General features: G+C 38.0%; 26 protein-coding genes and 1 other annotated feature. Of the genes, 23 read left to right on the plus strand and 3 right to left on the minus strand.

The features are described from left to right. The first annotated feature begins 55 nt into the window (after positions 1-55). From mreB to pheA, 19 genes are all read left to right on the plus strand, one after another. Positions 56-1,072, plus strand: a complete 1,017-nt coding sequence (gene mreB, locus Q9306_RS02590; protein ID WP_306194969.1) for a cell shape-determining protein MreB — start codon at positions 56-58, stop codon at positions 1,070-1,072. Between the two features lie 49 nt (positions 1,073-1,121). After that, on the plus strand, positions 1,122-1,976 hold the full coding sequence (gene mreC / locus Q9306_RS02595) for a rod shape-determining protein MreC (protein WP_306194971.1): 855 nt from the start codon (positions 1,122-1,124) through the stop codon (positions 1,974-1,976). A gap of 12 nt (positions 1,977-1,988) precedes the next feature. Beyond that, on the plus strand, positions 1,989-2,531 hold the full coding sequence (mreD, locus tag Q9306_RS02600; protein ID WP_306194973.1) for a rod shape-determining protein MreD: 543 nt from the start codon (positions 1,989-1,991) through the stop codon (positions 2,529-2,531). A 35-nt stretch (positions 2,532-2,566) separates the two neighbouring features. Further along, positions 2,567-3,253: a septum site-determining protein MinC gene (minC, locus tag Q9306_RS02605; protein ID WP_306194975.1), complete on the plus strand. Its 687-nt coding sequence runs from the start codon at positions 2,567-2,569 to the stop codon at positions 3,251-3,253. 2 nt (positions 3,254-3,255) lie between these two features. After that, complete coding sequence (minD, locus tag Q9306_RS02610; protein ID WP_020059962.1) at positions 3,256-4,053, plus strand: septum site-determining protein MinD; 798 nt, start codon at positions 3,256-3,258, stop codon at positions 4,051-4,053. Between the two features lie 153 nt (positions 4,054-4,206). Further along, positions 4,207-4,923 carry a M23 family metallopeptidase gene (locus Q9306_RS02615; RefSeq protein WP_306194979.1) on the plus strand — a complete coding sequence of 239 codons (717 nt, stop codon included), beginning with the start codon at positions 4,207-4,209 and terminating at the stop codon, positions 4,921-4,923. Next, positions 4,916-5,776 (plus strand): M50 family metallopeptidase, encoded by an 861-nt coding sequence (locus Q9306_RS02620; protein WP_306194981.1) that lies wholly within the window; start codon positions 4,916-4,918, stop codon positions 5,774-5,776. The genes Q9306_RS02615 and Q9306_RS02620 overlap by 8 nt, the downstream gene beginning before the upstream one ends. 344 nt (positions 5,777-6,120) lie before the next feature. Then, the gene (locus Q9306_RS02625; RefSeq protein ID WP_306194983.1) at positions 6,121-7,503 is read left to right on the plus strand and encodes an Rne/Rng family ribonuclease; all 1,383 of its coding nucleotides are present in this window, start codon (positions 6,121-6,123) and stop codon (positions 7,501-7,503) included. A 77-nt stretch (positions 7,504-7,580) separates the two neighbouring features. Further along, positions 7,581-7,658 (plus strand) — a sequence feature (ribosomal protein L21 leader region). Between the two features lie 14 nt (positions 7,659-7,672). Further along, positions 7,673-7,981 (plus strand): 50S ribosomal protein L21, encoded by a 309-nt coding sequence (rplU, locus tag Q9306_RS02630; RefSeq protein ID WP_020059958.1) that lies wholly within the window; start codon positions 7,673-7,675, stop codon positions 7,979-7,981. Positions 7,982-7,992: 11 nt separating this feature from the next. Then, the gene (locus tag Q9306_RS02635; RefSeq protein WP_306194985.1) at positions 7,993-8,337 is read left to right on the plus strand and encodes a ribosomal-processing cysteine protease Prp; all 345 of its coding nucleotides are present in this window, start codon (positions 7,993-7,995) and stop codon (positions 8,335-8,337) included. Between the two features lie 3 nt (positions 8,338-8,340). After that, a complete protein-coding gene (gene rpmA / locus Q9306_RS02640) occupies positions 8,341-8,631 on the plus strand; it encodes a 50S ribosomal protein L27 (protein ID WP_017150650.1) in 291 nt (96 codons plus the stop codon). 65 nt (positions 8,632-8,696) lie between these two features. Continuing rightward, on the plus strand, positions 8,697-9,245 hold the full coding sequence (locus Q9306_RS02645; protein ID WP_306194990.1) for a sporulation initiation phosphotransferase B: 549 nt from the start codon (positions 8,697-8,699) through the stop codon (positions 9,243-9,245). Then, complete coding sequence (obgE, locus tag Q9306_RS02650) at positions 9,245-10,531, plus strand: GTPase ObgE (protein ID WP_306194992.1); 1,287 nt, start codon at positions 9,245-9,247, stop codon at positions 10,529-10,531. Before Q9306_RS02645 ends, obgE begins: the two co-directional genes overlap by 1 nt. 133 nt (positions 10,532-10,664) lie before the next feature. Then, positions 10,665-11,372: a response regulator transcription factor gene (locus Q9306_RS02655; protein ID WP_306194994.1), complete on the plus strand. Its 708-nt coding sequence runs from the start codon at positions 10,665-10,667 to the stop codon at positions 11,370-11,372. Next, positions 11,362-12,444 (plus strand): sensor histidine kinase, encoded by a 1,083-nt coding sequence (locus tag Q9306_RS02660; RefSeq protein WP_306194996.1) that lies wholly within the window; start codon positions 11,362-11,364, stop codon positions 12,442-12,444. The genes Q9306_RS02655 and Q9306_RS02660 overlap by 11 nt, the downstream gene beginning before the upstream one ends. Before the next feature lie 93 nt (positions 12,445-12,537). Then, entirely contained in the window at positions 12,538-13,314 is a 777-nt protein-coding gene (locus Q9306_RS02665; RefSeq protein ID WP_020059952.1) for an ABC transporter ATP-binding protein, read from the plus strand. Beyond that, entirely contained in the window at positions 13,289-15,208 is a 1,920-nt protein-coding gene (locus Q9306_RS02670) for an ABC transporter permease (RefSeq protein WP_306195000.1), read from the plus strand. Before Q9306_RS02665 ends, Q9306_RS02670 begins: the two co-directional genes overlap by 26 nt. Positions 15,209-15,257: 49 nt before the next feature. Then, positions 15,258-17,168 (plus strand): ABC transporter permease, encoded by a 1,911-nt coding sequence (locus tag Q9306_RS02675; protein ID WP_306195002.1) that lies wholly within the window; start codon positions 15,258-15,260, stop codon positions 17,166-17,168. 98 nt (positions 17,169-17,266) lie between these two features. After that, positions 17,267-18,121, plus strand: coding sequence for a prephenate dehydratase (pheA, locus tag Q9306_RS02680; RefSeq protein ID WP_306195004.1), 855 nt, complete (start codon positions 17,267-17,269; stop codon positions 18,119-18,121). 33 nt (positions 18,122-18,154) lie between these two features. Here the strand turns inward: pheA and Q9306_RS02685 are convergent, their stop codons facing one another. From Q9306_RS02685 to Q9306_RS02695, 3 genes are all read right to left on the minus strand, one after another. Beyond that, the gene (locus Q9306_RS02685) at positions 18,155-18,802 is read right to left on the minus strand and encodes an MOSC domain-containing protein (RefSeq protein WP_306195006.1); all 648 of its coding nucleotides are present in this window, start codon (positions 18,800-18,802) and stop codon (positions 18,155-18,157) included. A gap of 87 nt (positions 18,803-18,889) precedes the next feature. Then, positions 18,890-19,432 carry a transcription repressor NadR gene (locus tag Q9306_RS02690; RefSeq protein WP_306195008.1) on the minus strand — a complete coding sequence of 181 codons (543 nt, stop codon included), beginning with the start codon at positions 19,430-19,432 and terminating at the stop codon, positions 18,890-18,892. Further along, positions 19,429-20,571 carry an IscS subfamily cysteine desulfurase gene (locus tag Q9306_RS02695; protein ID WP_306195010.1) on the minus strand — a complete coding sequence of 381 codons (1,143 nt, stop codon included), beginning with the start codon at positions 20,569-20,571 and terminating at the stop codon, positions 19,429-19,431. The genes Q9306_RS02690 and Q9306_RS02695 overlap by 4 nt, the downstream gene beginning before the upstream one ends. A gap of 124 nt (positions 20,572-20,695) precedes the next feature. Here Q9306_RS02695 and nadB point away from each other — a divergent pair, with 124 nt between their 5' ends. The 4 genes from nadB (at position 20,696) to safA (ending at position 26,384) form a co-directional block, all read left to right on the plus strand. Continuing rightward, positions 20,696-22,222: an L-aspartate oxidase gene (gene nadB / locus Q9306_RS02700; RefSeq protein ID WP_306195012.1), complete on the plus strand. Its 1,527-nt coding sequence runs from the start codon at positions 20,696-20,698 to the stop codon at positions 22,220-22,222. A 15-nt stretch (positions 22,223-22,237) separates the two neighbouring features. After that, on the plus strand, positions 22,238-23,071 hold the full coding sequence (gene nadC, locus Q9306_RS02705; protein ID WP_306195015.1) for a carboxylating nicotinate-nucleotide diphosphorylase: 834 nt from the start codon (positions 22,238-22,240) through the stop codon (positions 23,069-23,071). Between the two features lie 25 nt (positions 23,072-23,096). Beyond that, positions 23,097-24,203, plus strand: coding sequence for a quinolinate synthase NadA (nadA, locus tag Q9306_RS02710; protein WP_306195017.1), 1,107 nt, complete (start codon positions 23,097-23,099; stop codon positions 24,201-24,203). A 129-nt stretch (positions 24,204-24,332) separates the two neighbouring features. Then, a complete protein-coding gene (gene safA, locus Q9306_RS02715; protein ID WP_306195018.1) occupies positions 24,333-26,384 on the plus strand; it encodes a SafA/ExsA family spore coat assembly protein in 2,052 nt (683 codons plus the stop codon). Positions 26,385-26,717: the final 333 nt, after the last annotated feature.

Genomic DNA, 26,717 nt, shown 5'->3' on the forward strand with positions numbered 1-26,717 from the left:
TAATATTGAAAGAAAAATGAGCAATTTGTCAAAATTAGAAAGGAAGATATAGAATATGTTTGGATTTGGTGGTTTTACTCGTGACCTTGGGATAGACTTAGGAACAGCGAATACGCTTGTATACGTAAAAGGGAAAGGTGTCGTTGTACGCGAGCCATCTGTTGTGGCATTGCAAACAGACACAAAGCAAATTGTTGCAGTTGGTAACGATGCAAAACAAATGATTGGTCGTACACCAGGAAATGTTGTAGCACTTCGTCCGATGAAAGACGGTGTTATCGCTGATTATGAAACAACAGCAACAATGATGAAATATTATATTCAACAAGCACAGAAATCAAATGGCTTCTTCTCTCGTAAGCCATATGTAATGGTATGTGTACCATCTGGTATTACAGCGGTTGAAAAACGTGCAGTAATCGATGCAACTCGTCAAGCAGGTGCACGCGATGCATATCCAATTGAAGAACCATTTGCAGCTGCAATTGGTGCGAATTTACCTGTTTGGGAACCAACTGGTAGTATGGTTGTAGATATCGGCGGTGGTACAACAGAAGTAGCGATTATCTCTCTTGGCGGTATTGTAACAAGCCAATCTGTTCGTGTTGCCGGTGATGAAATGGACGATGCAATTATTCAGTACATTAAGAAAAACTACAATTTAATGATCGGGGAACGAACTTCAGAAGCATTAAAATTAGAAATCGGTTCTGCTGGCGAGCCAGAAGGTGTTGAGCCAATGGATATTCGTGGTCGTGATTTAGTGACTGGATTACCAAAAACAGTATCGATTCGCCCAGAAGAAATTGCATCAGCGTTAAAAGATACTGTAGATGCAATTGTTGAATCTGTAAAAAATACATTAGAAAAAACTCCGCCAGAATTAGCAGCGGATATTATGGATCGCGGTATTGTTTTAACAGGTGGCGGTGCATTGCTTCGTAATTTAGATAAAGTAATTAGCGAAGAAACAAATATGCCAGTTCTTGTTGCAGAAAATCCATTAGATTGCGTAGCAATTGGAACAGGTAAAGCGTTAGACAACATCGACCTTTTCAAAAATGCTCGATAAAATCCATTATTTCAACACAAAAAATTAGTGAATTTAAGAGGGTGTGAACGTGCCACAGTTTTTCTTAAACAAAAGATTAATTGTTTTATTAGTTAGTATTATTCTTCTCGTGGCATTGATCGGAATCTCATTGAAAGAACGGAAAAATCTAACGTGGCCAGAGCAGTTTGTAAAGGATACCGTAGGAGTTGTAGAACGTGTATTTCAAAAGCCAGCGAATTATGTTGCCGGATTCTTTGAGAACGTAGAAGATGTAAAGCGCACGTATGAAGAAAATAAAGAATTAAAAGCAAAATTGGACAAGTATGCAGAGCTGTCCGTAAAAGTAAAAGAATTAGAAAAAACAAATGAAGAACTTCGTGATATTCTTGGAAAAAAAGATACACTTAGTGATTTTAAACCGATTCAAGCAACTGTTATTGCTCGTAATCCAGATAAATGGAATGACTTAATCGGGATTGATAAAGGTGCACAACAAGGCATTCAAAAAGATGCGGCTGTTATTACATCAAAAGGTTTAATTGGAAAAGTAAAAAGTGTTTCACAGTTTACTTCAACAGTTGAGCTAATCAGCTCATTAAACCGAACAAATCGTATTTCAGCTGTTGTCCGAGGAGATAGTAATGTTTTCGGATTAATTGAAGGGTACGATAAAGAGAAGCAGCAGCTTGTTTTCACAAAAATCCCATCTGGTGTGAAAGTAGAGAAGGATCAAACAGTTGTAACTTCTGGTCTTGGCGGTGTGTTCCCAGATGGATTGGTTATCGGACAAATCGTTGAGGTAACAGCGGATGAGTACGGATTGACACAAACAGCTTATATCAAGCCTGCAGCAGACTTAAGTGATGTTAGTAATGTTATGGTTGCCAAACGGACTATGTCGACAGTAGATTTAGGGAAATAGGAGGGGGAAGAGATGGAGATTTTAAAAAAAGCGATTCTTCCTCTTCTACTTCTTTTCGTATTTGTATTGGAGAATATGTTTTCTACTATTGTTCCAACGAGTCTTTTTTGGAAGGATACAATTGTAGCACCGCATTTTTTAATGATTGTTTTATGCTTTATTGCAATTTACTTTAATTCTGTACATGGCATTTACTATGGGCTATTATTTGGATTTTTGTTTGATATCGTACATACAGAATTAGTTGGTGTGTATATATTTGCTTATCCAATTTTAGTGTATCTTGTCTACCAGGCAATGCGAATTTTGCAAGTGAACCTTTTTATTGTGTTCTTTATTGTATTAGCAAGTATTGCTGCGCTAGAGTATTATGTGTATGGATTTTTGACGTTAATTGGTCGTGTTCATATGCCAGCGCATATCTTTTTCACAGATCGTCTTCTTCCGACGCTGTTGTTGAACGGAATTTTTTTACTGCTATTTTGCTTCCCACTGCAACGATATCTTTTACGTCTTTCAGACGCTATGGAAGAAAAAGAAAAAAGGATTTTCTGATTTTATGTCGAATTAAATCGGTGGGGTGAGCATTGGTGACAGAAAAAAAGCAACATAATGTGACTATAAAAGGAACGAAAGATGGTTTAGCATTACATCTGGATGATTCCTGTTCATTTCGTGAATTGCTGCAAGAACTTGACGAAAAGCTTTCCACTCATTACTACGAGGGTGATGGACGCTCTCTTATTGAAGTGCAGGTTAAAGTTGGAAATCGTTATGTAACAGAGGTTCAACAAGAAGAGTTGCGCACGTTAATTCGTAACAAAAAGAATTTAGTCGTAGATTCTATTGAGAGTGATGTTGTAACGAAAGAACAAGCGGTGGCATGGAAAGAAGAAACAGAAATTGTTTCTGTTTCAAAAATTGTTCGCTCAGGTCAAATATTGCATGTAAAAGGCGATTTATTATTGATTGGAGATGTGAATCCAGGCGGTACGGTTATCGCTGGAGGAAATATTTTTATTATTGGAGCATTACGAGGAATTGCACATGCTGGATATTATGGGGATGCAGAAGCTGTTATAGCAGCTTCTGTTATGAATCCAATGCAGCTTCGGATTAGCGATGTGACAACGCGCGCTCCTGAGGAGAAAGAAGACGGGGCGGAAGGGGCAGAATGTGCCTACATTAATGAGAACAATCACATTGTTGTCGATCGCATTCAACTTCTCACTCATCTTAGACCTAATTTAACAAGGTTAGAAAGGGGAATTGTATAGCTGTGGGAGAGGCAATAGTTATTACATCTGGAAAAGGCGGAGTAGGTAAAACTACAACGTCTGCAAATATTGGTACAGCCTTGGCGTTATCCGGGAAAAAAATATGTTTAATTGATACAGATATCGGCTTGCGAAATTTAGACGTAGTAATGGGATTGGAAAACCGTATTGTATATGATCTTGTTGATGTTGTTGAAGGACGTTGTCGTTTACCTCAAGCTCTTATTAGAGATAAGCGCTTTGATGAACTTTATTTATTACCTGCAGCACAAACGAGTGACAAGTCGGCAGTAACACCCGAACAAATGGAAGAATTAATACAACAATTACGTCAAGATTATGATTACATATTAATTGATTGCCCAGCCGGTATTGAACAAGGTTTTAAAAACGCTGTGGCAGGTGCTGATAAAGCGATTGTTGTCACAACACCAGAAGTATCTTCAATGCGTGATGCTGATCGGATTATCGGACTATTGGAAAAAGAAGATATCGAGCCGCCTAAGTTAATTATCAATCGTGTCCGCAGTCATATGTTACATGAACAGGATATGTTGGATGTAGATGAAATTGTACGTACCTTGTCTATTGAATTACTTGGGATCGTTGAAGATGATGATGCGGTGATTCGAGCAACAAATACAGGAGAGCCTGTAGCATTGCAGCCGAGTGGAAAGGCATCCATTGCTTATCGAAATATCGCAAGACGTTTGCTTGGAGAAAATGTACCATTGCAACCGCTTGAAAATGAAAAAAAATCAGTATTTACGAAAATGAAAAAATTCTTCGGAATACGTTAAGAGCGCTTCGCATATATGTGGAGTGCTTTTTTTTGTTTTAAGGATAGCTGCTCGTATACGCTCTGACCTTCTAGGAGAAAAGCATTCCCATGAATATCTTTCCCGGACAACTCATACATATGTACAAACTGATGGAAAGAGGAAGGGGTCAGGATGAGAAATAAACGAGTAGAAGAAATTAAAAAGCGTATTGAGAAGAGAAAAGCGCAGCAGGAAAGAGAGGATGAAATATTTTTATATGAAGAACAAGACTATACACCGCTTCTTGTTGAGGAAGGAGAAAAGACAAAGCCTATCTTTCGAAAGGAAATATTTCTCTTTAGGCTGCTGCTATCTGCTATTCTTGTTCTTGTCGTAGCCATCTTATTTAAAAACACAACAAATTCTTTTGAAGGCCCACGTACAGTTGTTAAACAAGTAATGAAAGAAGAATTTCAATTTGCATCTGTATCGAAGTGGTATGAATCAAAGTTTGGAAAACCGCTATCTTTTTTACCTTCTAGTGAAAAGAAAACAACGCAGAAAGAAAAGAATTACGCTGTTCCTGCTTCAGGAAAAGTAACGCAAAGTTTTCAGGCAAACGGACAAGGTGTGTTTGTACAAACAGACGCGAATGCCGTTGTGGAATCAGTTAATGAGGGCGTTGTTGTCTCGATTGGTCAAAAAGAGGAGTTTGGAAATACAGTTGAAATCCAACATGCAGATGGTACGGAATCTTGGTACGGAAATTTAGGAGAAACATCAGTTAAGCTATATGATTATGTAGCGAAAAAGCAAAAAGTTGGAACAGTTGCAAATGGAAAATTTTATTTTGCGTTCAAAAAGAATGAAAAATTTATTGATCCAATTCAGGTGATTTCATTTGAATAAATATAGTGAGATTTTTTCAAAGATTACCATTCATCCGTTGTTTTGGGGAGTTATAGCAATTGCGGTTTTTACAGCTCGTTTTAAAGAGGTGCTTATTTTATTTTTCATTGTCTTTATTCATGAATTAGGTCATGCGATAGCAGCCGCTCATTTTAAATGGCGCATTAAACAAATTCAGCTCTTGCCATTTGGCGGGGTAGCTGAGCTTGATGAGCATGGGAATAAGCCGTTAAATGAAGAAATGCTTGTTATTATAGCAGGGCCTGTTCAACATGTATGGATGGTAGCGGCTGCCTATTTATTGTACACGGTAGGCTGGATGGGAGAAAACTTTTACAATTTTTTTCTGTGGAACAATATGACCATTTTATTTTTTAATTTATTACCGATTTGGCCTCTTGATGGAGGGAAAATTGTACTAAACATATTATCGCATCGCTTTCCATTTTTACAAGCACATAATATTATGATGAGAATATCAATTGTATGTCTTAGTGTTATATTAGGGCTACAGCTCTTTTGGAATGGAAAGAATGCAATGATGTGGGCGTTACTTCTATTTTTAGCATTTTCTTTATTTCAAGAGTGGAAACAACGTCGTTATGCATTTATGCGTTTTTTATTGGAGCGGTATTACGGAAAGAAACGAGAAATTGCTAAGGTTACAGCCATTACAGTTCAAAGGGAAACGAGTTTGTATCATATTTTCACACAGTTTCGAAGAGGATATAAGCATTCAATTATAATAAATGGAGATCATAAAAATCAATACACGCTAGATGAAAATGAATTGCTTTACGCATATTTTACAGAAAAAAGAACAGCATCATCTGTAGAAGAGTTAATTGGTTAGTGTTGACGGTAGCACTAACCTTTTATTATTGTATAAAAAAAGGGTAACTACTCAGTCACTCTGTGAAAAAAAGGCGGAAAAACATTTTTTTAAATGGTCGAGAGGAACTGGCAATGCACAAGGAGCGGTCAGGGCCTTTTCCTGCCACTTTTAAAACAAAGAAAGGCAGCAAGGGGTGGGTCCATTCTTATCTTCGTGGCAGCAATCTATATGCTGAAAAATGAAAATAACTTTCTATAGGTAATAAGGAGCGTATTTTCACTGGAATCATACCTCTTACCAAATTTCTAAATGAAATGTACGGCTGAGTAGTTACAAAAAAGGATAAAAGAGAGGAATAGACTTTGAAGACGTTATACATAAATTACACCGGTTCGGAAAAGCGAGTTGCTGTTGAAGAAGAGAACGAGGTTGTAGAACTCTTATGGCAACGAAATGAACAAGAACAAATTGTTGGAAATATATACATTGGTCGCGTCATGCGAACAATCGCAGGGATGAACGCTGCTTTTGTCAATATTGGCCTAGAGAAGCATGCTTATTTGTCATATGAAAACGTGCCATCATCTATGCGAGTACATGAAGGGCAATCGCTTCTCGTACAAGTTGTGAAAGAAGCAATTGATACGAAAGGGCCAAAAGTAACAGCAAACATAGAATTCACCGGGAAATATGTTGTATATATGCCCTATGACACGGTTTTTGCCGTTTCCCGGAAAATAAAAGATGAGAAAAAGAGAGAACAACTTCTTACGCTAGAAAAAACAGGAGGATTTATTTTCCGTTCTGCGTGTGAAAAAGTAGAAATACAAGAAGTACAAGCGGAGATGCAACGCCTTCAATCTCAATTTGAACTTGTGAAAAAACAAGAGCAACGAGGAAAGGCACCGCTTCTCGTGTATTCTCCATCTAGTTTTTTAGATCGAATCTTTCAAGAAATACCAGTAGATACGATTTCGCAAGTGATTGTAGATCAGCGCAGTATGATACAAGAATTAGAAGAAAAAATAGGTGCAGAAAAAGTTGCTTTTTTTCATGAAAAGACGCCGTTATTTGCTCGCTATGGAATTGATCGTGAAATTGAAAAGGCATTGAAAAAAGTAGTGTGGCTTCCAAATGGAGCAAATTTACTCATTGAACAAATGGAAACAATGACGGTAATCGATGTAAACACTGGTAAATTTACCGGGAAACAAAATTTACAAGATACAGTACTGCGCACAAATGAAATAGCGGCAAAAGAAATTGCACGGCAGTTGCGACTTCGTGACATTGGCGGGATGATTTTAATTGATTTTATTAATATGAAGCGCCGTGAGGAAAAAGAAAAAATAAGAGAAATTGTAAAGTCGCATTTAGAAAAAGACCATGCTTATACGAGAGTATTAGGGTTTACAGAACTCGGTATTTTAGAAATAACAAGAAAACGTAAAAAACAATCGCTTCGTGATATGCTGTTGACAGATTGCAGAATGTGTCAAGGTAGCGGTTATGTGTTATCGCATGAAACGGTAGCATATGAGTTAGAGAGAGAGCTCATTGCTTATAATGGAACAGATGACGAAGCTGTTCTAATCGCTGCTCATCCGAATGTGCAGCAAATCTTTTTTGAGAAAGAACTGCAGCGCAATATATCTTTTCAAATTTATTTTATTGATGATGAAGCAGCGCGTTACACGATTCAACGCTTTGGAACGAAGGAAGAGATACGCGCGCGGAAAAAATAGTTAGTATAAGATTCATTGACAATAGGCTGTGTTTCGTGATAACATCTCTATGTTATAGTTTATAGCACCTAAACTGCTATATACTACAACCGCGCAGGACAGGTTCCGAAAAGACATTGTATGTCTACCTCGTTTTGGCGAGTCTTAGTAATTATGAGGAGGTGCAATTATGTACGCAATTATCGAAACAGGTGGAAAACAAATTAAAGTTGAAGCTGGTCAAGCAATCTACGTAGAGAAATTAGACGTAGAAGCTGGTGAAACTGTTACTTTTGACAAAGTTCTTTTCGTTGGTGGCGAAACTGTTAAAGTTGGTAGCCCAGTTGTAGAAGGTGCAACGGTTACTGCGAAAGTTGAAAAACAAGGTCGCGCTAAGAAAATCATCGTTTTCAAATACAAAGCGAAAAAGAACAATCGTAAAAAACAAGGTCACCGTCAACCATACACGAAATTAGTGATTGAAGCAATCAACGCTTAATTCGGGTTGTCATGATTAAAATTACGATTAACCGCACGAAATTAGGAAGTATCCAATCATTTAAAATGACCGGACATGCGAACTTCGCTCCGCATGGACAAGATCTTGTCTGTGCTGCAACGACAGCGGTTGTGTTTGGATCTATAAATGCTGTGGAATCACTTTGTAATGTGCAAGCAACCATTGAACTTGGAAAAGATGGTGGATTCTTGACGTATGAATTGCCTAGTAATCTAGATGATCCTACAAAAGAAAAAGCATGTTTTCTGTTAGAGGGCATGGTTGTTTCGCTAAAAACGATCGAACTTGATTACGGAAAATATATCCGATTAATAGAAAAAGTGCAGGAGGTGTAACGTATGTTAAGATTAGATCTTCAGTTTTTCGCATCTAAGAAAGGTGTAGGTAGTACAAAGAACGGTCGTGACTCTCAGTCAAAACGTCTTGGTGCTAAACGCGCAGATGGTCAAATGGTTTCAGGTGGTTCAATTCTTTACCGTCAACGCGGTACAAAAATTTATCCAGGTGTTAACGTTGGTCGTGGTGGCGATGACACATTATACGCGAAAGTTGACGGCGTAGTACGCTTTGAGCGTCTTGGCCGTGACCGCAAACAAGTGAGCGTATATCCTGTTGCTCAAGAAGCATAAGAAACTCACGGAAAACTCTAACCTGAGTGCAGGTTAGAGTTTTTCTATATTAAAGGGGTATATGAATGAAAGAAAAATGGACAATTATAGATGCGTTGCGTCACTCAAGACATGATTGGCTTAATCGTATGCAGATGATTAAAGGAAATCTTTCGCTCGGAAGAGTGGAAGAGATTCATGGACTCATCGACCGTTTTGTCCAAGAAGCGAGACAAGAATCGAATCTGATGGGGCTGTCTATGCCCAAGTTTTCAGAATGGATTTTAACATATAATTGGAAACAGCACCCGTGCTTGTTGGAGTACGAAGTATTAGGAGAAATACATAACTTATCGCATCTAGATGAAAGAGTATCTATATGGACGGCTCAATTTTTCCAAATACTTGAGCATAGTTTAGACGTTTATGTTGAAAATTATGTTTGTATCACAGTTGAATGTGACGGTGGGGATGCTCGTTTCTTTTTTGATTTTCGTGGCAAGCTAACAAATGTACAAGAAATACAAGATTGGCTTGCTCATCAACATAATAAATGGTTCTCCATTTCTTATACAGTGCGAGATGAAGAAATCTCGGTTATATTACAACTACTAGAAAAAAGTGTGGTGAGATAATGTTTGTAGATCAGGTCAAGATATATGTAAAAGGCGGCGATGGTGGTAACGGAATGGTTGCGTATCGTCGTGAGAAATATGTTCCAAAAGGTGGCCCAGCAGGCGGTGACGGTGGTAAAGGTGCCGATGTTGTTTTCGTAGTAGACGAAGGATTACGTACATTAATGGATTTCCGCTATCAGCGTCATTTTAAAGCGGATCGCGGTCAACATGGAATGAGTAAAAACCAGCACGGCCGTAAAGCGGATGATTTAATTGTAAAGGTTCCGCCGGGAACAGTTGTAAAAGATATAGCTACTGGTCAAATTCTTGCGGATTTAGTAACGCATGAGCAATCAGCAGTTATCGCAAAAGGCGGCCGTGGTGGCCGTGGTAACTCGCGTTTTGCGACGCCAACGAATCCAGCTCCAGAAATTGCTGAGAACGGCGAACCAGGTCAAGAACGTGACGTAGTACTAGAATTGAAAGTGTTAGCTGATGTAGGTCTTGTTGGATTCCCAAGTGTCGGTAAATCAACATTATTATCTGTTGTATCATCAGCACGTCCAAAAATTGCTGAATATCACTTCACAACAATTGTTCCAAACCTTGGAGTAGTTGAGACAGGTGATGGACGCAGCTTTGTTATGGCAGACCTTCCAGGATTGATTGAAGGGGCGCACGCAGGTGTTGGGCTTGGACATCAATTCTTACGCCATATTGAGCGTACACGTGTTATCATTCATGTGATTGATATGTCTGGTTTAGAAGGACGCGATCCATATGAGGATTACGTAACAATTAATAATGAATTAAAAGAATACAATCTGCGTCTAACAGAGCGTCCACAAGTTGTGGTTGCAAACAAAATGGATATGCCAGATGCAGAAGAAAACTTACAAGCGTTCAAAGAAAAAGTGGGCGATGAAGTGAAAATCTTCCCAATTTCTGCAGTAACGCGTCAAGGTGTTCGCGATTTACTATTTGAAGTAGCAAATCTTATTGAAACAACACCAGAATTCCCAATACACGAAGTTGTAGATGAATCTGATGCAAGTGTAATGTACAAATTTGAGGGTGAAGGCTCTAAATTTGAAATTACACGTGAAAGCGACGGTACATTTGTGATTTCTGGTTATGATATTGAGAAAACATTCAAGATGACAGACTTCTCTCGTGATGAGTCTGTACGCAGATTTGCTCGTCAAATGCGCGGTATGGGCATTGATGAAGAACTGCGTCAACGCGGTGCAAAAGACGGCGATATTGTAAAAATTCTTGAATATGAATTTGAATTTATCGATTAAGGACTGCCGAAATTCGGCAGTCTTTTTTATATGCATATAAAAAAATCTCCTCAAATGGAAAATTCCCCTTATAATGGAAAAAGGGGAGGTGTGAGGTACTTGGATGTACTTTTGAAAAGGGAGTGGAAATGATATGTATAAAATATTAATTATAGAAGACGATTTGAAAATTGGTGATATTTTAGAAGGGCACCTCGATAAATATGGTTATCAGTCATTTCGTGTGCAAGATTTTCGGTATATAAAAGATGAATTTGCAAAAGTGAACCCGCATTTAGTTTTACTTGATATTAATTTACCGTATTTTGATGGATTCTATTGGTGCCGTCAAATTCGTACCGTTTCCAACGCGCCGATTATTTTTGTATCTGCACGTACGGGAGAGATGGATCAAGTAATGGCGATTGAAAATGGCGGTGACGATTATATTACAAAGCCGTTTCATTTAGATATTGTTATGGCAAAAGTAAAAAGTGCACTGCGCCGTGTGTATGGTGAATATGCATCATCAGCAGAAAATGATTATTTTGGCGTGAATGGATTGCTTTTATATCAAGCGCAGCACATAGTAGAGTGGCAAGGAAAGCAAGTAGAACTTACCAAAAATGAGTATTATTTATTAGAATGCTTAATGAAGCAAGCGGATCAATATGTAACGAGAGAAGAGTTACTAGAAGCATTATGGGATGAAGTTGCTTTTGTTGATGATAATACATTAACTGTAAATGTAAAGCGTGTCCGTAAAAAGTTAGAGGAGATAGGAATTACGGATGCCATTGTTACGAAGCGGAGCTATGGATATGCGCTCTTAACGAATTGGGTGAACAAACATGAATCTTAAAAAATATGTGATGGACCGCAGCGCATTACTTATTTCTTACGTGATGAGTATCCTTCTATTTGGTCTCGTCTTGCAACTGCAATCTTTTTTACAGAAGCAATCTATAAATTGGAGTACATGGCTATATGGATTTTTATTATCAATCGTCGTTTTTGCTTTCTTTCTGATACATGATTATCGGAAAAGACGAGCCTTTTTACAAAAGGTAGAACATTATATTGCAGAGGGACAGGAGTTGCATCATTCTTTATCTGTCAGTTCATCTTATACATACGAACAAGAAGCAATTGTAGAAGCTTTTTCGCTCTTAAGACAACAATATATGAATGAAATTCATGAAGGGCAGGCAAAAGGAGAACAGCAAACGATCTTTATGAATCAGTGGATTCACCAAATGAAAACACCTGTATCTGTCATTGAACTATTGCTGCAAAAGCTTGGACAAACGCACCGCGAAGCAAGAGATACGATTGAAAGTATTCGGGAAGAAAATAATCGTATTTTACATGGATTAGATTTAGCGCTTCATATGGCACGCCTAGAACAGTTTGGGAAAGATTATAAAATAGAAGAAGTCAATGTCGTGAATATTGTGCGTGACAGTATTAATCAACATAAAAAAACGTTCATCCAATATGCTGTATATCCGAAAGTTTTGTTTGAGAAAGAACAGTACGTGGTAGCTTCGGATCAAAAATGGCTCAGTATTGCCATTAATCAAATTGTGATGAATGCCTTGAAGTATACAAGAATTACAGAGAAAGAGAAAAAAGAGATTACATTTCAAATCGAAGAAACAGAAAGTGTGCTTACATTACATATCCGTGACAACGGAATAGGCATTCTAAAGCAAGATATAAAACGAATTTTTGAACCGTTTTTTACGGGGATCAATGGACGGAAAACGAGAGAAGCGACAGGGATGGGTTTATATATTACAAAGCAAATTTGTGATCATCTTAGTCATGGTATTTCTGTACAATCAATAGAGAAAGAAGGAACAACGTTTACGTTCCAATTCTCAAAAGATAAAGGATATCATCAAATGATGAGGAAAATGACAAAATTGTAAGATAACAGACCGTTTTGTAAGGGAAATCACTCGTTACTTTCCCTCGTTTTTTCTATAGTAAGAGTAAGAAGAAAACATATAGGGGGATTCGAAATGAGTGTTCTTGAAGTAAAAGGTTTGACAAAGGTGTATCAATCAAAAGGATCGGTAACAACGACAGCGCTAAATAATATTAACTTTAAAATTGAAGAAGGTGAATTTGTCGGCATTATGGGACCATCAGGAAGCGGAAAAACAACGCTTTTAAATTTATTAGCAACCATTGATAAGCCGACATCAGGTCACGTTTATATGAACGGTGAAGAAATTAGTCAAATGCGTGCTGCTAAACTTGCAGCGTTTCGCCGTACACATTTAGGATTTATTTTCCAAGATTTCAACTTGCTTGATACGTTATCCATTAAGGAAAATATCATATTGCCACTAGTAATGGCAAATCGTCCTGTGAAAGAAATTGATGCGAAAGTATTAGAAATTGCAAAGTTTTTAAACATAGAAGAAATTTTACATAAAAAAGTGTACGAAGTATCGGGTGGTCAGCAGCAGCGTGCGGCAGCAGCACGTGCTATCATTCATCAGCCAACTTTAATTTTAGCTGACGAACCGACGGGAAACTTAGACTCTAAATCAGCAAAATCATTGATGGGTGCTCTGCAGGAACTTCATGAAGAGAAGAAAGTGACGATTGCGATGGTAACGCATGATCCTGTTGCGGCCAGCTATTGTGAACGTATTTTATTTATTCGTGACGGTGAAATTTTCTCAGAAATTCATAAAGGAGAGACAAAGCAAGCCTTTTTCCAAGAAATATTAGACGTACTTGCGATGTTAGGGGGAGAATACCATGAACTTTCGCCAGCTCGCGTTTAATAATGTCAAAGGAAATTGGCGTAATTATAAAGCGTTTTTAATTAGTAGCTGTTTATCGATTTTTGTGTTCTTTATGTATGCTTCGTTTATTTATCATCCAGATGTCGTTGGTGGTAACATTAGTCAGAAAATGCGTGTTGAAAAAGGGTTAGAGACATGTAATTATATTGTTATTTTATTTTCTGCGTTATTTATTTTATACTCGAACTCCATCTTTTTACGTGCTCGTAAAAAAGAGCTAGGGTTGTTTACTCTAATTGGTGCGACAAAAGGACAGTTAGGAAGAATGATCATACGAGAGCAAATGATTCTTGGCTGCATTTCAATTGTCGGTGGAATTGCTCTCGGTATGCTCGGTTTACCACTCTTTTTTAAAGCAGTAAGTGTTGTAGTTGGAATTGAAAAAGCATTGCCATTTGTCTGGAATGGAAAAGCAATCGCAATTACTGCCGGTGTATATTTCGTTCTCTTTTTCGTTTTATCATTATTTGGATTATGGACGATATGGAGATTGCAAATTATTGATTTACTTCGCGATGCAAGAAAACAAAGAGTTGAGCCGTTTTCGTTTAGATGGCTATTTATAGCTGGATTATTAAGTATTATCGTTGCCTACGTTCTTTGCTTTCAAGTAACATTCATGAACCTTACGGTGTACTTCCTTCCAATTGTTGGCTTAACAATTGTCGGAACATATTTTTTATTCACACAAGGAAGTGTTGTTCTATTAAAAGCATTGCAAAAAAGAAAGTCGCTTTTTTATAAGCAGCCGAATTTGTTTGTTATTAGTAATCTCGTTTATAAGATGAAAGATAACGCACGTTTTCTATTTGTTGTTTCAATCATCACAGCAATTGTTGCCTCGGCAATGGGGACGTTATACGTCTTCTTTGAGGATATGAGTGCGAAAGTAGTGCAGCATTCTCCTCATGCTATTTCCATTCAGGAAAAAGGGGTCAATTCTCATGAAGTGGTGAAAGAAGAGACAATGCAATCACTACTTAAAAAACATAATTTTGGACAAGCACGAAAAGTAACCTTAACAGAAATACCAGGAACATTTCATATGAAAATGATGAATGAAGACCGGGAATTTGATCTAAGAATTATCTCTGAGCAAGAATTTAATGCAGAAGCGCGAAAGCAACAGGAAGCGGAAATTCATAATAAGCCGGGAACTGGCACAATGGTTGTGTTGGATATGATGAATGAATTTATGAAATTTGATCCAACGAAGCTTTTTACATTTAAAATACAAAATAAACCGTATGAGCTGAAGTTAAATAAACCGTATACAAAAGCGGTATTTAATACTGGTAATGGTAGTTTATTTGTTGTAAATGAACAAGACTTCGCCAAGTATGCAGCTGCTGTTCCAGATGCTGAAAAGATAATGTATTACGGCTATTACATTCAAAACTGGCAAGATACGGAGGCTCTCGTGACGGAATTGAAAGGGCATATCGCCGATGATAAAAAGGCGAATTTTGATAATTCGATTCTTGCTTATCAAAATGCAAAAGAAACTGGTGCGATTACGATGTTTATTGGCTTTTTCATAACAATATTGTTCTTCTTCTTTGCTTGCAGCATGACATACTTTAAGTGGTTTAATGATAAAGAACAAGATCGTATTCAGTTTCATTCATTAAAACGAATTGGTATGACCGATCAAGAAATTCGTAAAATTGCAGTTCGGCAAATGGGAGCAATTTTCTTCATTCCTATATTGATAGGTATTTTGCATAGTGGATTTGCATTATATACACTAGGAAACATGCTGTATTTAGATTTATGGAAGTCAGGAGCGGTTATTATTACAGCATACGTACTAGCATCAGCATTATATTTTGCAATTGCACAAAGAGGATATTTAAAGCACATAAAAAGCTAGGAAGTCCTAGCTTTTTACATATGTAACGGTTTTTAGAGGAGGTGGGGCGGTGAAGTTTTACGGGCTTACATTTCAAAATGTTAGAGGGAATTGGCACAACTACAAAATATTTTTCTTAAGTAGTTGTTTCTCAGTTTTTGCTTTTTTTATGTATACATCCATTATTATGCATCCTAATATGAGGACGGATAATCTGTATGAGGGGATACAGGCAGGCCTGATTGTATGCGATGTAATTGTAATTGCTTTTTCAATTTTATTTATTTTGTATTCTAGTTCAATCTTTATTCAATCTCGAAAGAAAGAATTTGGGCTATTTATATTAATGGGAGCTACGAAAGTAAATCTTATATGGATGATGATCATGGAGCAAATGGCGGTAGGCTTCCTTGCGAGCTTTTTCGGCATTGGGATTGGGACGTTATTTTTAAAGCTATTTTCTATGATTTTTAGTTTATTACTTAATATGCCGACTGAATTGCCGTTTGTGCTTAGTTCAAAAGCGATTGTGATAACGATGATGACATATGGTGCTATCTTTCTTCTTTTGGCCATTTTTAGTGCGCTGCGCATATGGAAAATAGAAGTTATTCATCTATTAAAAGAAATGCAAGAAGGAAAAAAAGAAACAAGAAGTAGGAATTGGCTTTGTTGGTTCGGCTTTATCTGTATAGGTATCAGTTATGGTTTAACAACAAAAGTGACGATGATGAACATTGCACTTTATTTTATACCTGTTTCTATTTTAACAACAGTTGGTACATATTTTGTCTGTACACATGGCCTGATTCAAGTATTACAAGGAATTAAAAATAGAAAGGGTGTCATGTATCGTTATCCGCATTTATTCGTTGTCAATCAGTTGTTGCATACAGTGAAAGATAATCGACGCTTTTTCTTTATTTTATCTATGCTAACAACGATCGTAGTAACGGCGACAGGCTCTGTTTATTTGTTTTTTTCCAATACGAGAGAACTATTTCGCTATGAACAGCCGCATGCTTTTTCATATGTCGAAAAAGGGATCGGTTCTAAAGAAGTAATGGAAAAAGAGACGGTTGAAAAGTTGTTTCGTAAGCATGGTGTCAATGATTTTCGTTACGTAACGTTTATTGGAATCCCAGCAACATTTCAATTGGATTCCGGTAAAGAGTCTTATGCAACTGTGATTGGAGAAGATGAATATAATAGAGAAGCAAAAAGGCAGTCGAAGAAGCAAATTCATCCAAAAGAGGGAACAGTGACATTTATTTATTATAGTAATTATGATTTTCTTCCTAAGTATCCTAAGAAATATATACATTTTAAAGTACTAGGGGAAACATATCGTTTTACATATAACGGAGCATATGAAGGGAATGCCTTTAATAGTGATACAAGTCAGCGGAGCGGAAGATTCCTCGTTATGCACAATCAAGATTTTCAGAAGCTTTCTCGTCAAGTTCCGAATCACGAAAAATATGTATATAACGGATATGATTTACGAGATTGGAACAATACAGAAAGATTAGGTGAAGAATTACAATCTCACATTTTAAAAGGGGCAGAATCAGTAATTCGTAATAATATGTACATATATAAGGAAACGAAAGACGGAGGGAATCTAGTATTATTTGTCGGCTCGTTCATTAGTATCCTCTTTTTTCTAGCGTCTTGTAGCACAGTCTATTTTAAATGGTTTCATAATATTGAATATGACCGCCTGCAATATCGAACTCTTTTGAAAATCGGAATGACAAAACAAGAAATAGATAAAATTTCACGTTGGCAATTAGGGATTCTATTCTTTTTCCCAGTTTTATTTGGAAGCGTACATAGTGCAGTTGCTTTACATACGTGCCAAAAGGCCTTTTTTATGAGACCATCTTGGCTCGTTTTAGAGGTTATTGCTATTTATCTCATCGCATGTATATGCTATTTCTTCTTTGCGCAAAAAGAATACATGAAACATATCGGCTAGCTCTTGCTAGTCTTTTTTTGTTGTAATTTTCGAAAAACAAGTAGAAGAATAGAGATGTTTATGATATAACAGTAAGAAAACGAAAAAGAGGGGAAAAGATGACGATTCGAGTTGGCTATTTAGGACCAGAAGCAACATTTACAAATATGGCGGTGAGTCGCTTCTTTCCTGAGGCTGAACATGTACCATATCGAACGATTCCAGATTGTATAGATGCAGCAGCAAATGAGGTTGTTGATTTTGCAGTTGTCCCGCTTGAAAATGCGATTGAAGGCTCTGTCAATATTACGATTGACTATCTTGTGCATGAGCAAACGCTGCCGATCGTTGGGGAAATTACAGTACCTGTCCAGCAACATTTCCTCGTTCATCCGCAGCATGCAAAAGGTTGGCAAGATGTATATGCGGTGCATTCTCATCCGCATGCGATTGCACAGTGTCATAAGTTTTTGAATCAAGAATTAAAAGGTGTGACCGTGCGGGATATGACATCAACGAGTGCTGCGGCACAGTTTGTGATGGAACATCCAGAGGAAAAAATTGCGGCAATTGCTAACGAGTCTGCGGCAAAAAAGTATGGATTATCGATTGTTAGGCGTAATATTCATACGCATAAAAATAATCATACACGTTTTCTCGTATTGCATAAGCAGGGGCAAGTGGAATTACCGAGAAATGGAGAGCAACGCGGGAAGAAAACAACGCTTATGGTAACGTTACCTTCAGACTATGCAGGAGCATTATATCAAGTATTATCCGCATTCGCATGGAGGAAATTAAACCTTTCCAAAATTGAGTCTCGTCCAATGAAAACAGGCCTTGGTAATTATTTTTTCTTAATTGATGTCGAGAAAGAGTATGATGATGTTCTGCTTCCAGGAGTGAAAATGGAATTAGAAGCACTCGGTTTTTCGGTTACATTACTTGGGAGCTATTCTTCTTATTGGGTATGAAAAAGAATCCCATTGCGTATGCATTGGGATTCTTTATGTTAATTTTTCAAGTCGTGTCATTAATGATTTTCGCCAATCTTCTGCGAGTTCAGGAACGGCAATAATTTTTTTCATTCCCTCTACATCTTTTTGCCCTCGGAAATAGATATCATTCGCAAATAAAATGGAAACTTGGAGCGGATGACGCTCGAGCAATGTAATTTGTGAATCTTTACGGACCGTTCCTTCTTGTAGAACGCGGCATAAGTATCCTGTGTAGCCAGTTTCAACAATGCGAGGTAAGATGCTAGGAATGCCCAGTCGTTTCGAAATGGTACTGCATGGAATTCTTCCTTGCGTCACTTGAACAATTGCCTCTCCGAGTTGATAAATGTCACCAATACAAACATCTTCCTCTAGCATATTTGTAACTGTTACATTCTCTCCAAATGCAGATGAAGGAAGTGATGTATGAAACTCGGTTTCCCACAAATCATAATGTTCATAAGGATAAACACAAACGGCACGATCAGGCCCGCCGTGAAAGCGTAGGTCCGCAACACCGTCTCCTTGAAATCCATCTGTTGATAAAAACGCATCCTTAACAAGCTGTTTACATATGCCGCTTGTCATTTCTTTATTTTCTGCATATTGCATTGTTTTTGGTTTCCCGATGCTAAAATGAATAAGTTTGATTCCCATATATTTTCTCCCTTCCCACTATTTTCTCTATTGTAGCATGATGAAAATAAAAAACGCACAGAGAAAGTAAAATTCTCTGTGCGTTTTTTAATGAACAAGAAATCCAGCCCGGTCCAATGCCTCACAAGCAGCATTTAACTTTTCGAGCGAATCTGCTTCAATTGTATGCAAATGAATCCCATTTGTAAGCTGTGATAAGTAAGTTGCATTTGTTTTTTCAATCTTGCTTAAATACTGCTCAATTTCAAAGCGATTACTTACCATAATAGAAGCTGTTAAATCTCCGTATACTGGATGTTCCACTTTTACGTCTTTAATTGTAACGCCATGATCTACAAGCAGCGTGAGTTCTTTACGAACTTCATTTGGCTGATGCTGACAAACAATGATGCGCTCAAAGGTGTGTTGTTTTTCTGTCGGTTTCAAATATAAATATCCTTGCGCTGTTGCAATAATAGGTTCATTTCGTGCTTTTAATAAAGAAATATCTTGTACAATAACTTGGCGGCTTACGTTTGTTTTCTTTGCTAATTCACTGCCAGACAATGGTTTATTTGCAGCGAGGAGCCATTCTAAAATGAGCTGTCTTCTTTCCTCACCTAAAATCTTTTTTTGTTCATTTTGATTCATTTTCTATTAACCCCTCTATTGAATTGATTTCTAATTTCTGCAATTGCATGAATCGTTGCATCAATGTGTTCTATTGTTGTTTGATGTCCGAATGAAAAACGGATATATTGCTTCGCCTCGTCATATTCTTTGCCAATCGCAAGCATCGTTTTAGAAGGCACTTGTTTTCCAATTTGACAAGCGCTTCCTGTTGAAATCGCAATGCCGCGACGATTGCACTCTAGCATTGTATACTGACCTTCTATTCCTTTTATTGTAACCCCAATGATATGCGGTAAACAAGAAGTAGAATGGCCTTCAATTTGTATTTCGAGTGAAAGAGTTTGTAATTGCTTGATAAAGTACGTTCGGTACTCCTGTAAACGCCCCATTTTTTCTTGATTGTTTTGTAGTATGAGCTGCGCCGCTGTAATAAACGAAGCGATGCCCGGGACATTCACGGTGCCGGGGCGAAATCCTCTTTCATGAGAGGTTCCTGGAAATACTTCTCCAAAGCGTACTTGCGGGTTGATATAACATGCGCCGACTCCTTTCGGTCCATAAATTTTATGTGCTGAAATAGAGAGGCTATCAATATTCATTTCTTCTACATGAATTGATATTTTTCCAAATGTTTGTACGCAATCTGTATGAAATAAGACGTTATGTTTTTTGAGAATAGCTCCAATTTCAGCAATTGGTTGCAGCGTGCCGATTTCAGAGTTTCCATGTTGAATGCTTGCAAGTGCGGTTTGTTTTGTAATCGCGCGTTCGAGTTCGTCAAGTTGAATCATGCCAAAGGAATCAACCGGAATTTCAGTAATTTCATATCCCTGCTTTTGAAGAAGTCGAAAATAATTACGGATTGATGCATGTTCTATAGGTGTTGTAATAATATGCTTGCCGCCCTGAGTATTTAGTAATGATTGAATGGCAAGATAGTTCGATTCAGATCCGCCGCTCGTAAAAAAAACGCCTTGTTCTTTCCCGCCGATCATCGTCGCCAATGTTTGACGGCAAGATTGTAATAAAGAGGAGGCAGTTCCGCCAATATCGTGTAAGCTTTGTTCGTTTCCAAAATAATGTTCAGCGGCTTTTGTGTATGTCTCTAGCGCTTCTTTACTCATAGGTGTTGTTGCAGCATAGTCCATATATATCATAGAGTGTAGCCCTTTCTGTATAAGATTTTCTTGTCGTTTTCTAAAAAGTTCTTGTTATTATTTTAAATATATGTAAATATAGGTGTCAAGACAGTTGAAAAGTGTAAAGTAGGGGGCAATGAAAATGCCAAATGCAGATGTCTTAATTATCGGAAGCGGGGTTGCGGCGCTGCGCGTTGCACAAACCATTTGTCACGAAAAGAATGTGATGATTATCACAAAGAAAACAGGGAGAAACAACAATACAAATTTAGCACAAGGCGGGATTGCAGCTGCGGTTGCTTCAACTGATCATCCAGACGATCACTATGAAGATACGCTTACAGCAGGCTGCCATTATAACAATCCGGAAGCGGTTCACTATCTAGTAGAGCATGGACCGCGAGAAATGCAAACATTATTAGATAATGGGATGCACTTTGATGGTGATGAACGAGGGCTGCATCTTGGAAAAGAAGGTGCGCATCGAAAACGCCGTATTTTACATGCGGGCGGGGATGCAACCGGGAAAAATTTATTAGCACATCTTGCAGAGCAAGTACTTCCATATGTAACAGTTGTTGAACACGTAATGGTCTTGGATTTTATAATAGAAAATCAAACTTGTCACGGTGTTGTAGCGCGTGATCGTGAAGGAAATATACAAAAGTATTACGCACAAAGTGTCGTATTGGCAACAGGCGGTATTGGAGGATTGTATGCATTTACTTCTAATGATTGTACTGTTACAGGCGATGGTTTAGCGATGGTGTACCGGGCTGGCGGAGAGCTTGTTGATTTAGAATTTGTACAGTTCCACCCAACAATGTTGCATGTAAATGGTGCTTGCTGTGGCCTTGTATCAGAAGCGGTACGCGGAGAAGGAGCTATTCTTCGAAATGGAAAAGGCGAGCGTTTTATGACGAATGTTCATGAACAACAAGATCTTGCGCCGCGTGATGTAGTTGCGCGTGCCATTCATGAACAAATGTTAGCGGGTGAAACGGTGCACTTAGATATATCATCTATTGCAAATTTTGAAAAACGGTTTCCAACGGTCGCTTTTTTATGTAAAAAACATGGCGTGGCTATTCAAGATAATTTTATTCCAGTTGTACCAGGTGCTCATTTTCATATGGGCGGTGTAAAAACAAATTGTGACGGGGAAACGTCAATTAATCGTTTATATGCAGTTGGCGAAGTGGCATGTAATGGTGTACATGGTGCCAATCGCCTTGCGAGTAATTCATTATTAGAAGGTCTTGTATTTGGAAAACGTGTTGGAGAACACATTTTAGAACATAGTAGGCCGCGAATCGTGGGTAACGATGAAATAGTGAAAGGTGATTTACAACAAATACAATTACCAAAAAAAGAAAAAATACAAGAGATGATGATGAATTACGTTGGAATTGTTCGTACAGAAGAAGGCTTATTGTATGCGAAGCAATGGTTAGAACAGTATGGAACATATAACAAACTGTTTCCATATGAAAATCTTACAAATGAGGAAATAAAAATTATCAATATGTTAACGGTTTGTCAGTTACTAACAAAAGCTGCACTGCAAAGAAAAGAGAGTATCGGCGGTCATTATCGCAGTGACTTTCCAAATCGTAGTGATAAGACACATGAAATTGTGATGAGAAAGAATGTATTGCGATTCGCGTAAGAAAAGAGGGGTACTATGAATGCGTTAAAAGTAAAAGAGGCATTGAAACAATTTTTCCTAGAAGATATCGGAGAGCGAGACGTAACATCGCAGCTTATTTTTCCAAACGATCTGCAAGCAAAGGGAACGTTTCTTGTCAAAGATACAGGTGTGTTTGCAGGAGCAGATGTAATTAAGGAAGGTTTTGCATTATTAGATCATCGAATTGAAGTCACACTTCATAAAAAAGACGGGGACATAGTAACGACTGGAGAAATCCTTGCTACTGTACAGGGGCCGATTGCGTCTTTATTAACAGCTGAGCGTGTTGTGTTAAATGTTATTCAGCGTATGAGCGGCGCTGCGACGATGACAAGAAAAGCGGTTACTGCACTCGGAAGCGATCATACGCGTATTTGTGATACGAGAAAAACGATGCCAGGGCTTCGTATGTTTGATAAATATGCCGTCGTATGCGGCGGCGGTTATAATCATCGTTTCGGATTATATGATGGTGTCATGATTAAAGATAATCATATTACATTTGCTGGGTCGATTACAAAAGCGGTAACAGCGGTGAAAGAACAGCTCGGACACATGGTGAAAGTAGAAGTAGAAACAGAGACGGAAGAACAAGTATTAGAAGCGGTTTCTGCAGGAGCAGACATTATTATGTTTGATAATCGTACGCCAGAAGAAGTGCGTGAATATTGTAAGCTCGTTCCAAGCGCAATTGTTACAGAAGCTTCGGGCGGGATTACGATGGAAAATGTAGCAAAGTATGGTCAAACAGGTGTGGATTACATTTCGTTAGGGTTGTTAACGCATTCTGTTAAAGCGTTAGATATTAGTTTCAATATTGAAGTGTGATTGAGGGAAGAGGGGGACTTCACTGATGAATATTTTAGAAACAGTACAACCGATTGAAACGATGTTACCAAAGCGTTACGGAACAATGTCAATCGAAGAGATGGAAGCGCGTGTGCGTGAAATTAAAGAAAAGTTGGGGGAAAAGCTTTTCATACCAGGACATCATTACCAAAAAGATGAGGTCGTTCAGTTTTCAGACGGGGCAGGAGATTCTTTGCAGCTTGCCCAAGTAGCGGCGCGTAATAAAGAAGCAAAGTATATTGTATTTTGTGGTGTTCACTTTATGGCAGAAACAGCTGATATGCTAACAACAGATGAACAAATTGTTATTCTTCCTGATATGCGAGCTGGCTGTTCTATGGCTGATATGGCTGATATTGAACAAACAGAGCGAGCTTGGAAGGAATTACAACAATTATTTGGAGAGACAATGCTTCCATTAACCTATGTAAATTCAACAGCTGCGATTAAAGCATTTTGTGGCCGAAACGGCGGTGCGACAGTTACATCTTCGAATGCGAAAGAAATGGTAAAATGGGCGTTTACACAAAAAGAGCGAATTTTATTCTTACCTGATCAGCATTTAGGACGTAATACAGCATATGACCTTGGTGTACCGTTAGAAAACATGGCAGTTTGGGATCCGCATACAGATTCATTAGAATATGACGGGAATATAGAAGATGTTCAAGTGATTTTATGGAAAGGACACTGTTCCGTTCATCAAAATTTTACTTTGAAAAATATTGAAAGTATAAGGGAAAATCATTCGGATATGAATATTATTGTTCATCCGGAATGTTGTTATGAAGTTGTTGCAGCTTCTGATTATGCAGGCTCAACAAAATATATTATTGATATGATTGAAAAAGCTCCGTCTGGAAGCAAGTGGGCAATCGGTACAGAAATGAACTTAGTTAATCGTATTATTCAGCAGCACCCGGATAAAGAAATTATTTCATTAAATCCATTTATGTGTCCATGCTTAACGATGAATCGTATCGACTTACCACATTTACTATGGGCACTGGAAGCAATCATGCGTGGCGAATATGTAAATGTAATTGAAGTAGATAAAAAAGTAACGGAAGAAGCAGTACTTGCATTAAACAGAATGTTAGAGCGAGTATAAAAGCAACGGATTTCCGTTGCTTTTTCTTTTGTACATAATTTTGCTTTTATGAGCATACATTGTGGTGAAGCAATCATTGTGTTTATACTCGTTTTTATTTATAGATAAGTTATACAGGAGGGGGAAAATTTGAAAATTCATATCGTGCAAAAAGGGGATACCCTTTGGAAAATTGCGAAAAAGTACGGAGTGGATTTTGACGTATTGAAACAAGCGAATACACAGCTTAGCAATCCAGATTTAATTATGCCAGGCATGAAAATTAAAGTACCATCTAACGGTGTTGCAATTAAAAAAAATCCAGGTGCTGGTTCAGTCCCTCCAAAAGAATATGTAAAAGAAGTACAGCAAAAGGAATTTCCATTAACACCGAAAACGCTTGGTATAGAAGAAGAGGAAGAAATGACTCCGCAAGCTGGGCCAATTACAGAACAGCCAGCAGTACAAAAAGTGCAGAAGGAAATGCAAGTAAAAGCGCAAAAGGAAGTGCAAAAAGAACAGCCTATCCAAAAAGAGAAACCAGTGGAAAAACAACCTATTATTGAAAAGCAACCGACTGTTAGTAAAGCGGAGAAACAAAAAGAGAGCACAAAATTTTCCGTAAACATTTTGCCACAGCCACCGCAATCACCGGTTAAACCCGCAAAAGGATATAAAATTGCAGATATTATTAAAAAAGGAAACGACTTAATTGCTCCGCAAGTAAGTAAAATGAAAGGAAGTAATGTCGTTGCCCCCGAAGTGAAGAAAGAAAATGTAAGTAAAATTGTTGCCCCGGAAGTGAAGAAAGAAAATGTAAGTAAAATTGTTGCCCCAGAAGTAAAGAAAGAAAATGTAAGTAAAATTGTTGCTCCAGAAGTAAAGAAAGAAAATGTAAGTAAAATTGTAGCCTCAGAAGTAAAGAAAGAGAATGTAAGCAATATTGTTGCTCCAGAAGTGAAGAAAGAAAATGTAAGTAATGTTGTTATGCCAAATGTCACAAAAGAAATCCCGCAAGTACTCCCACCTAATATTACGGTGCCAATCATGGAAAACAGTCAAATAGAGAATGTAATGTCGATGATGGAAAGTAATCAAACGCCAAATATAATGCCAATGATGGAAAATAGTCAAATACCAAATATAATGCCGATAATGGAAAATAATCAAATGCCAAGCATGATGCCAATGATGGAAAGCAATCAAATGCCAAGCATGATGCCGATGATGGAAAGTAATCAAATGCCAGACATGATGCCGATGATGGAAAGCAATCAAATGCCAAATATAATGCCAATGATGGAAAGTAATCAAATGCCAAATGTGATGCCGATGATGGAAGGCAATCAAATGCCAAATATAATGCCAATGATGGAAAGTAATCAAATGCCAAATGTGATGCCGATGATGGAAAGTAATCAAATGCCAAATGTGATGCCAATGATGGAAAGCAATCAAATGCCAAATGTGATGCCAATGATGGAAAACAATCAAATGCCGAATGTGATGCCAATGATGGAAAGCAATCAAATGCCAAATGTGATGCCAATGATGGAAAGTAATCAAATGCCAAGCATGATGCCGATGATGGAAAGTAATCAAATGCCAAATGTGATGCCAATGATGGAAAATAATCAAATGCCACCTATTGCACCAAATCCGTACCCACATCCATTACCATATTCGCAGTCTATGCCAGAACCATATTATCAAATGCCTTACCAGCAAAGTCCATACTATGGAATGCCGCCAATGCAAGGAATGCCGCCAATGCAAGGAATGCCACCAATGCAAGGAATGCCACCAATGCAAGGGATGCCACCAATGCAAGGAATGCCGCCAATGCAAGGAATGCCACCAATGCAAGGGATGCCGCCAATGCAAGGAATGCCGCCAATGCAGGGGATGCCGCCAATGCAAGGAAGACCGCCATATGATATGCAATACACTTCTATGCCAAATCTGAATGTTGCGCCTGTCACAATAGATAATAATGTACCGCCAATGGAGCCAATGCTAGAGGATTGTGGTTGTGATGGCGAGCCGGAATTGTACAGTCCGCAGCCGGGTATGCCTTATTTTCCACGTGAGCTTCATCAGCAAAACCCATATATTCCGTATACACCGCAGCCGGGCACAATGTATTATCAACAAAATCCTCCTTCTGTATTTGGAACTCCTTATCCAGAAGAGGAAAATTAAAAAAATGTAAGAAAGGGAGCTGACTCGAAAAAGGACTAATGTCAGCTCCTTTTCGTGCATTTAGAATGTTGAACATTGTCGAAGTGTCTTTATCTTGTGTCGAATCGCCGATATATTCTAAAGAGCGGTCGATATATTGTGAAAAGCGCCGATATATTGCAAAAAACAGTCGATAACGGAAAAAAGGCTGACTTCAAAAGGAACTTATGTGCCTTTTGGGTCAGCCCCTTTTTATGTGAGGATTTGTTTAGGAAATCAGCGGTGATTACATGTACAAGCAATGGGAAAAGGCCTTATTGTTGAGAGCGGTATTGTATTAGGTGAATCGGATGA

It is taken from the genome of Bacillus multifaciens, from assembly GCF_030756675.1.
GTDB classification, from domain to species: domain Bacteria; phylum Bacillota; class Bacilli; order Bacillales; family Bacillaceae_G; genus Bacillus_A; species Bacillus_A multifaciens.

Coding starts and splice junctions, on each gene's coding strand:
- mreB (WP_306194969.1), top strand. CDS start 56: ATGTTTGGATTTGGTGGTTTTACTCGTGACCTTGGGATAGACTTAGGA.
- mreD (WP_306194973.1), top strand. CDS start 1,989: ATGGAGATTTTAAAAAAAGCGATTCTTCCTCTTCTACTTCTTTTCGTA.
- Q9306_RS02615 (WP_306194979.1), top strand. CDS start 4,207: ATGAGAAATAAACGAGTAGAAGAAATTAAAAAGCGTATTGAGAAGAGA.
- rplU (WP_020059958.1), top strand. CDS start 7,673: ATGTACGCAATTATCGAAACAGGTGGAAAACAAATTAAAGTTGAAGCT.
- Q9306_RS02635 (WP_306194985.1), top strand. CDS start 7,993: ATGATTAAAATTACGATTAACCGCACGAAATTAGGAAGTATCCAATCA.
- rpmA (WP_017150650.1), top strand. CDS start 8,341: ATGTTAAGATTAGATCTTCAGTTTTTCGCATCTAAGAAAGGTGTAGGT.
- Q9306_RS02645 (WP_306194990.1), top strand. CDS start 8,697: ATGAAAGAAAAATGGACAATTATAGATGCGTTGCGTCACTCAAGACAT.
- obgE (WP_306194992.1), top strand. CDS start 9,245: ATGTTTGTAGATCAGGTCAAGATATATGTAAAAGGCGGCGATGGTGGT.
- Q9306_RS02655 (WP_306194994.1), top strand. CDS start 10,665: ATGTATAAAATATTAATTATAGAAGACGATTTGAAAATTGGTGATATT.
- Q9306_RS02660 (WP_306194996.1), top strand. CDS start 11,362: ATGAATCTTAAAAAATATGTGATGGACCGCAGCGCATTACTTATTTCT.
- Q9306_RS02665 (WP_020059952.1), top strand. CDS start 12,538: ATGAGTGTTCTTGAAGTAAAAGGTTTGACAAAGGTGTATCAATCAAAA.
- Q9306_RS02670 (WP_306195000.1), top strand. CDS start 13,289: ATGAACTTTCGCCAGCTCGCGTTTAATAATGTCAAAGGAAATTGGCGT.
- pheA (WP_306195004.1), top strand. CDS start 17,267: ATGACGATTCGAGTTGGCTATTTAGGACCAGAAGCAACATTTACAAAT.
- Q9306_RS02685 (WP_306195006.1), bottom strand. CDS start 18,802: ATGGGAATCAAACTTATTCATTTTAGCATCGGGAAACCAAAAACAATG.
- Q9306_RS02690 (WP_306195008.1), bottom strand. CDS start 19,432: ATGAATCAAAATGAACAAAAAAAGATTTTAGGTGAGGAAAGAAGACAG.
- Q9306_RS02695 (WP_306195010.1), bottom strand. CDS start 20,571: ATGATATATATGGACTATGCTGCAACAACACCTATGAGTAAAGAAGCG.
- nadB (WP_306195012.1), top strand. CDS start 20,696: ATGCCAAATGCAGATGTCTTAATTATCGGAAGCGGGGTTGCGGCGCTG.
- nadC (WP_306195015.1), top strand. CDS start 22,238: ATGAATGCGTTAAAAGTAAAAGAGGCATTGAAACAATTTTTCCTAGAA.
- nadA (WP_306195017.1), top strand. CDS start 23,097: ATGAATATTTTAGAAACAGTACAACCGATTGAAACGATGTTACCAAAG.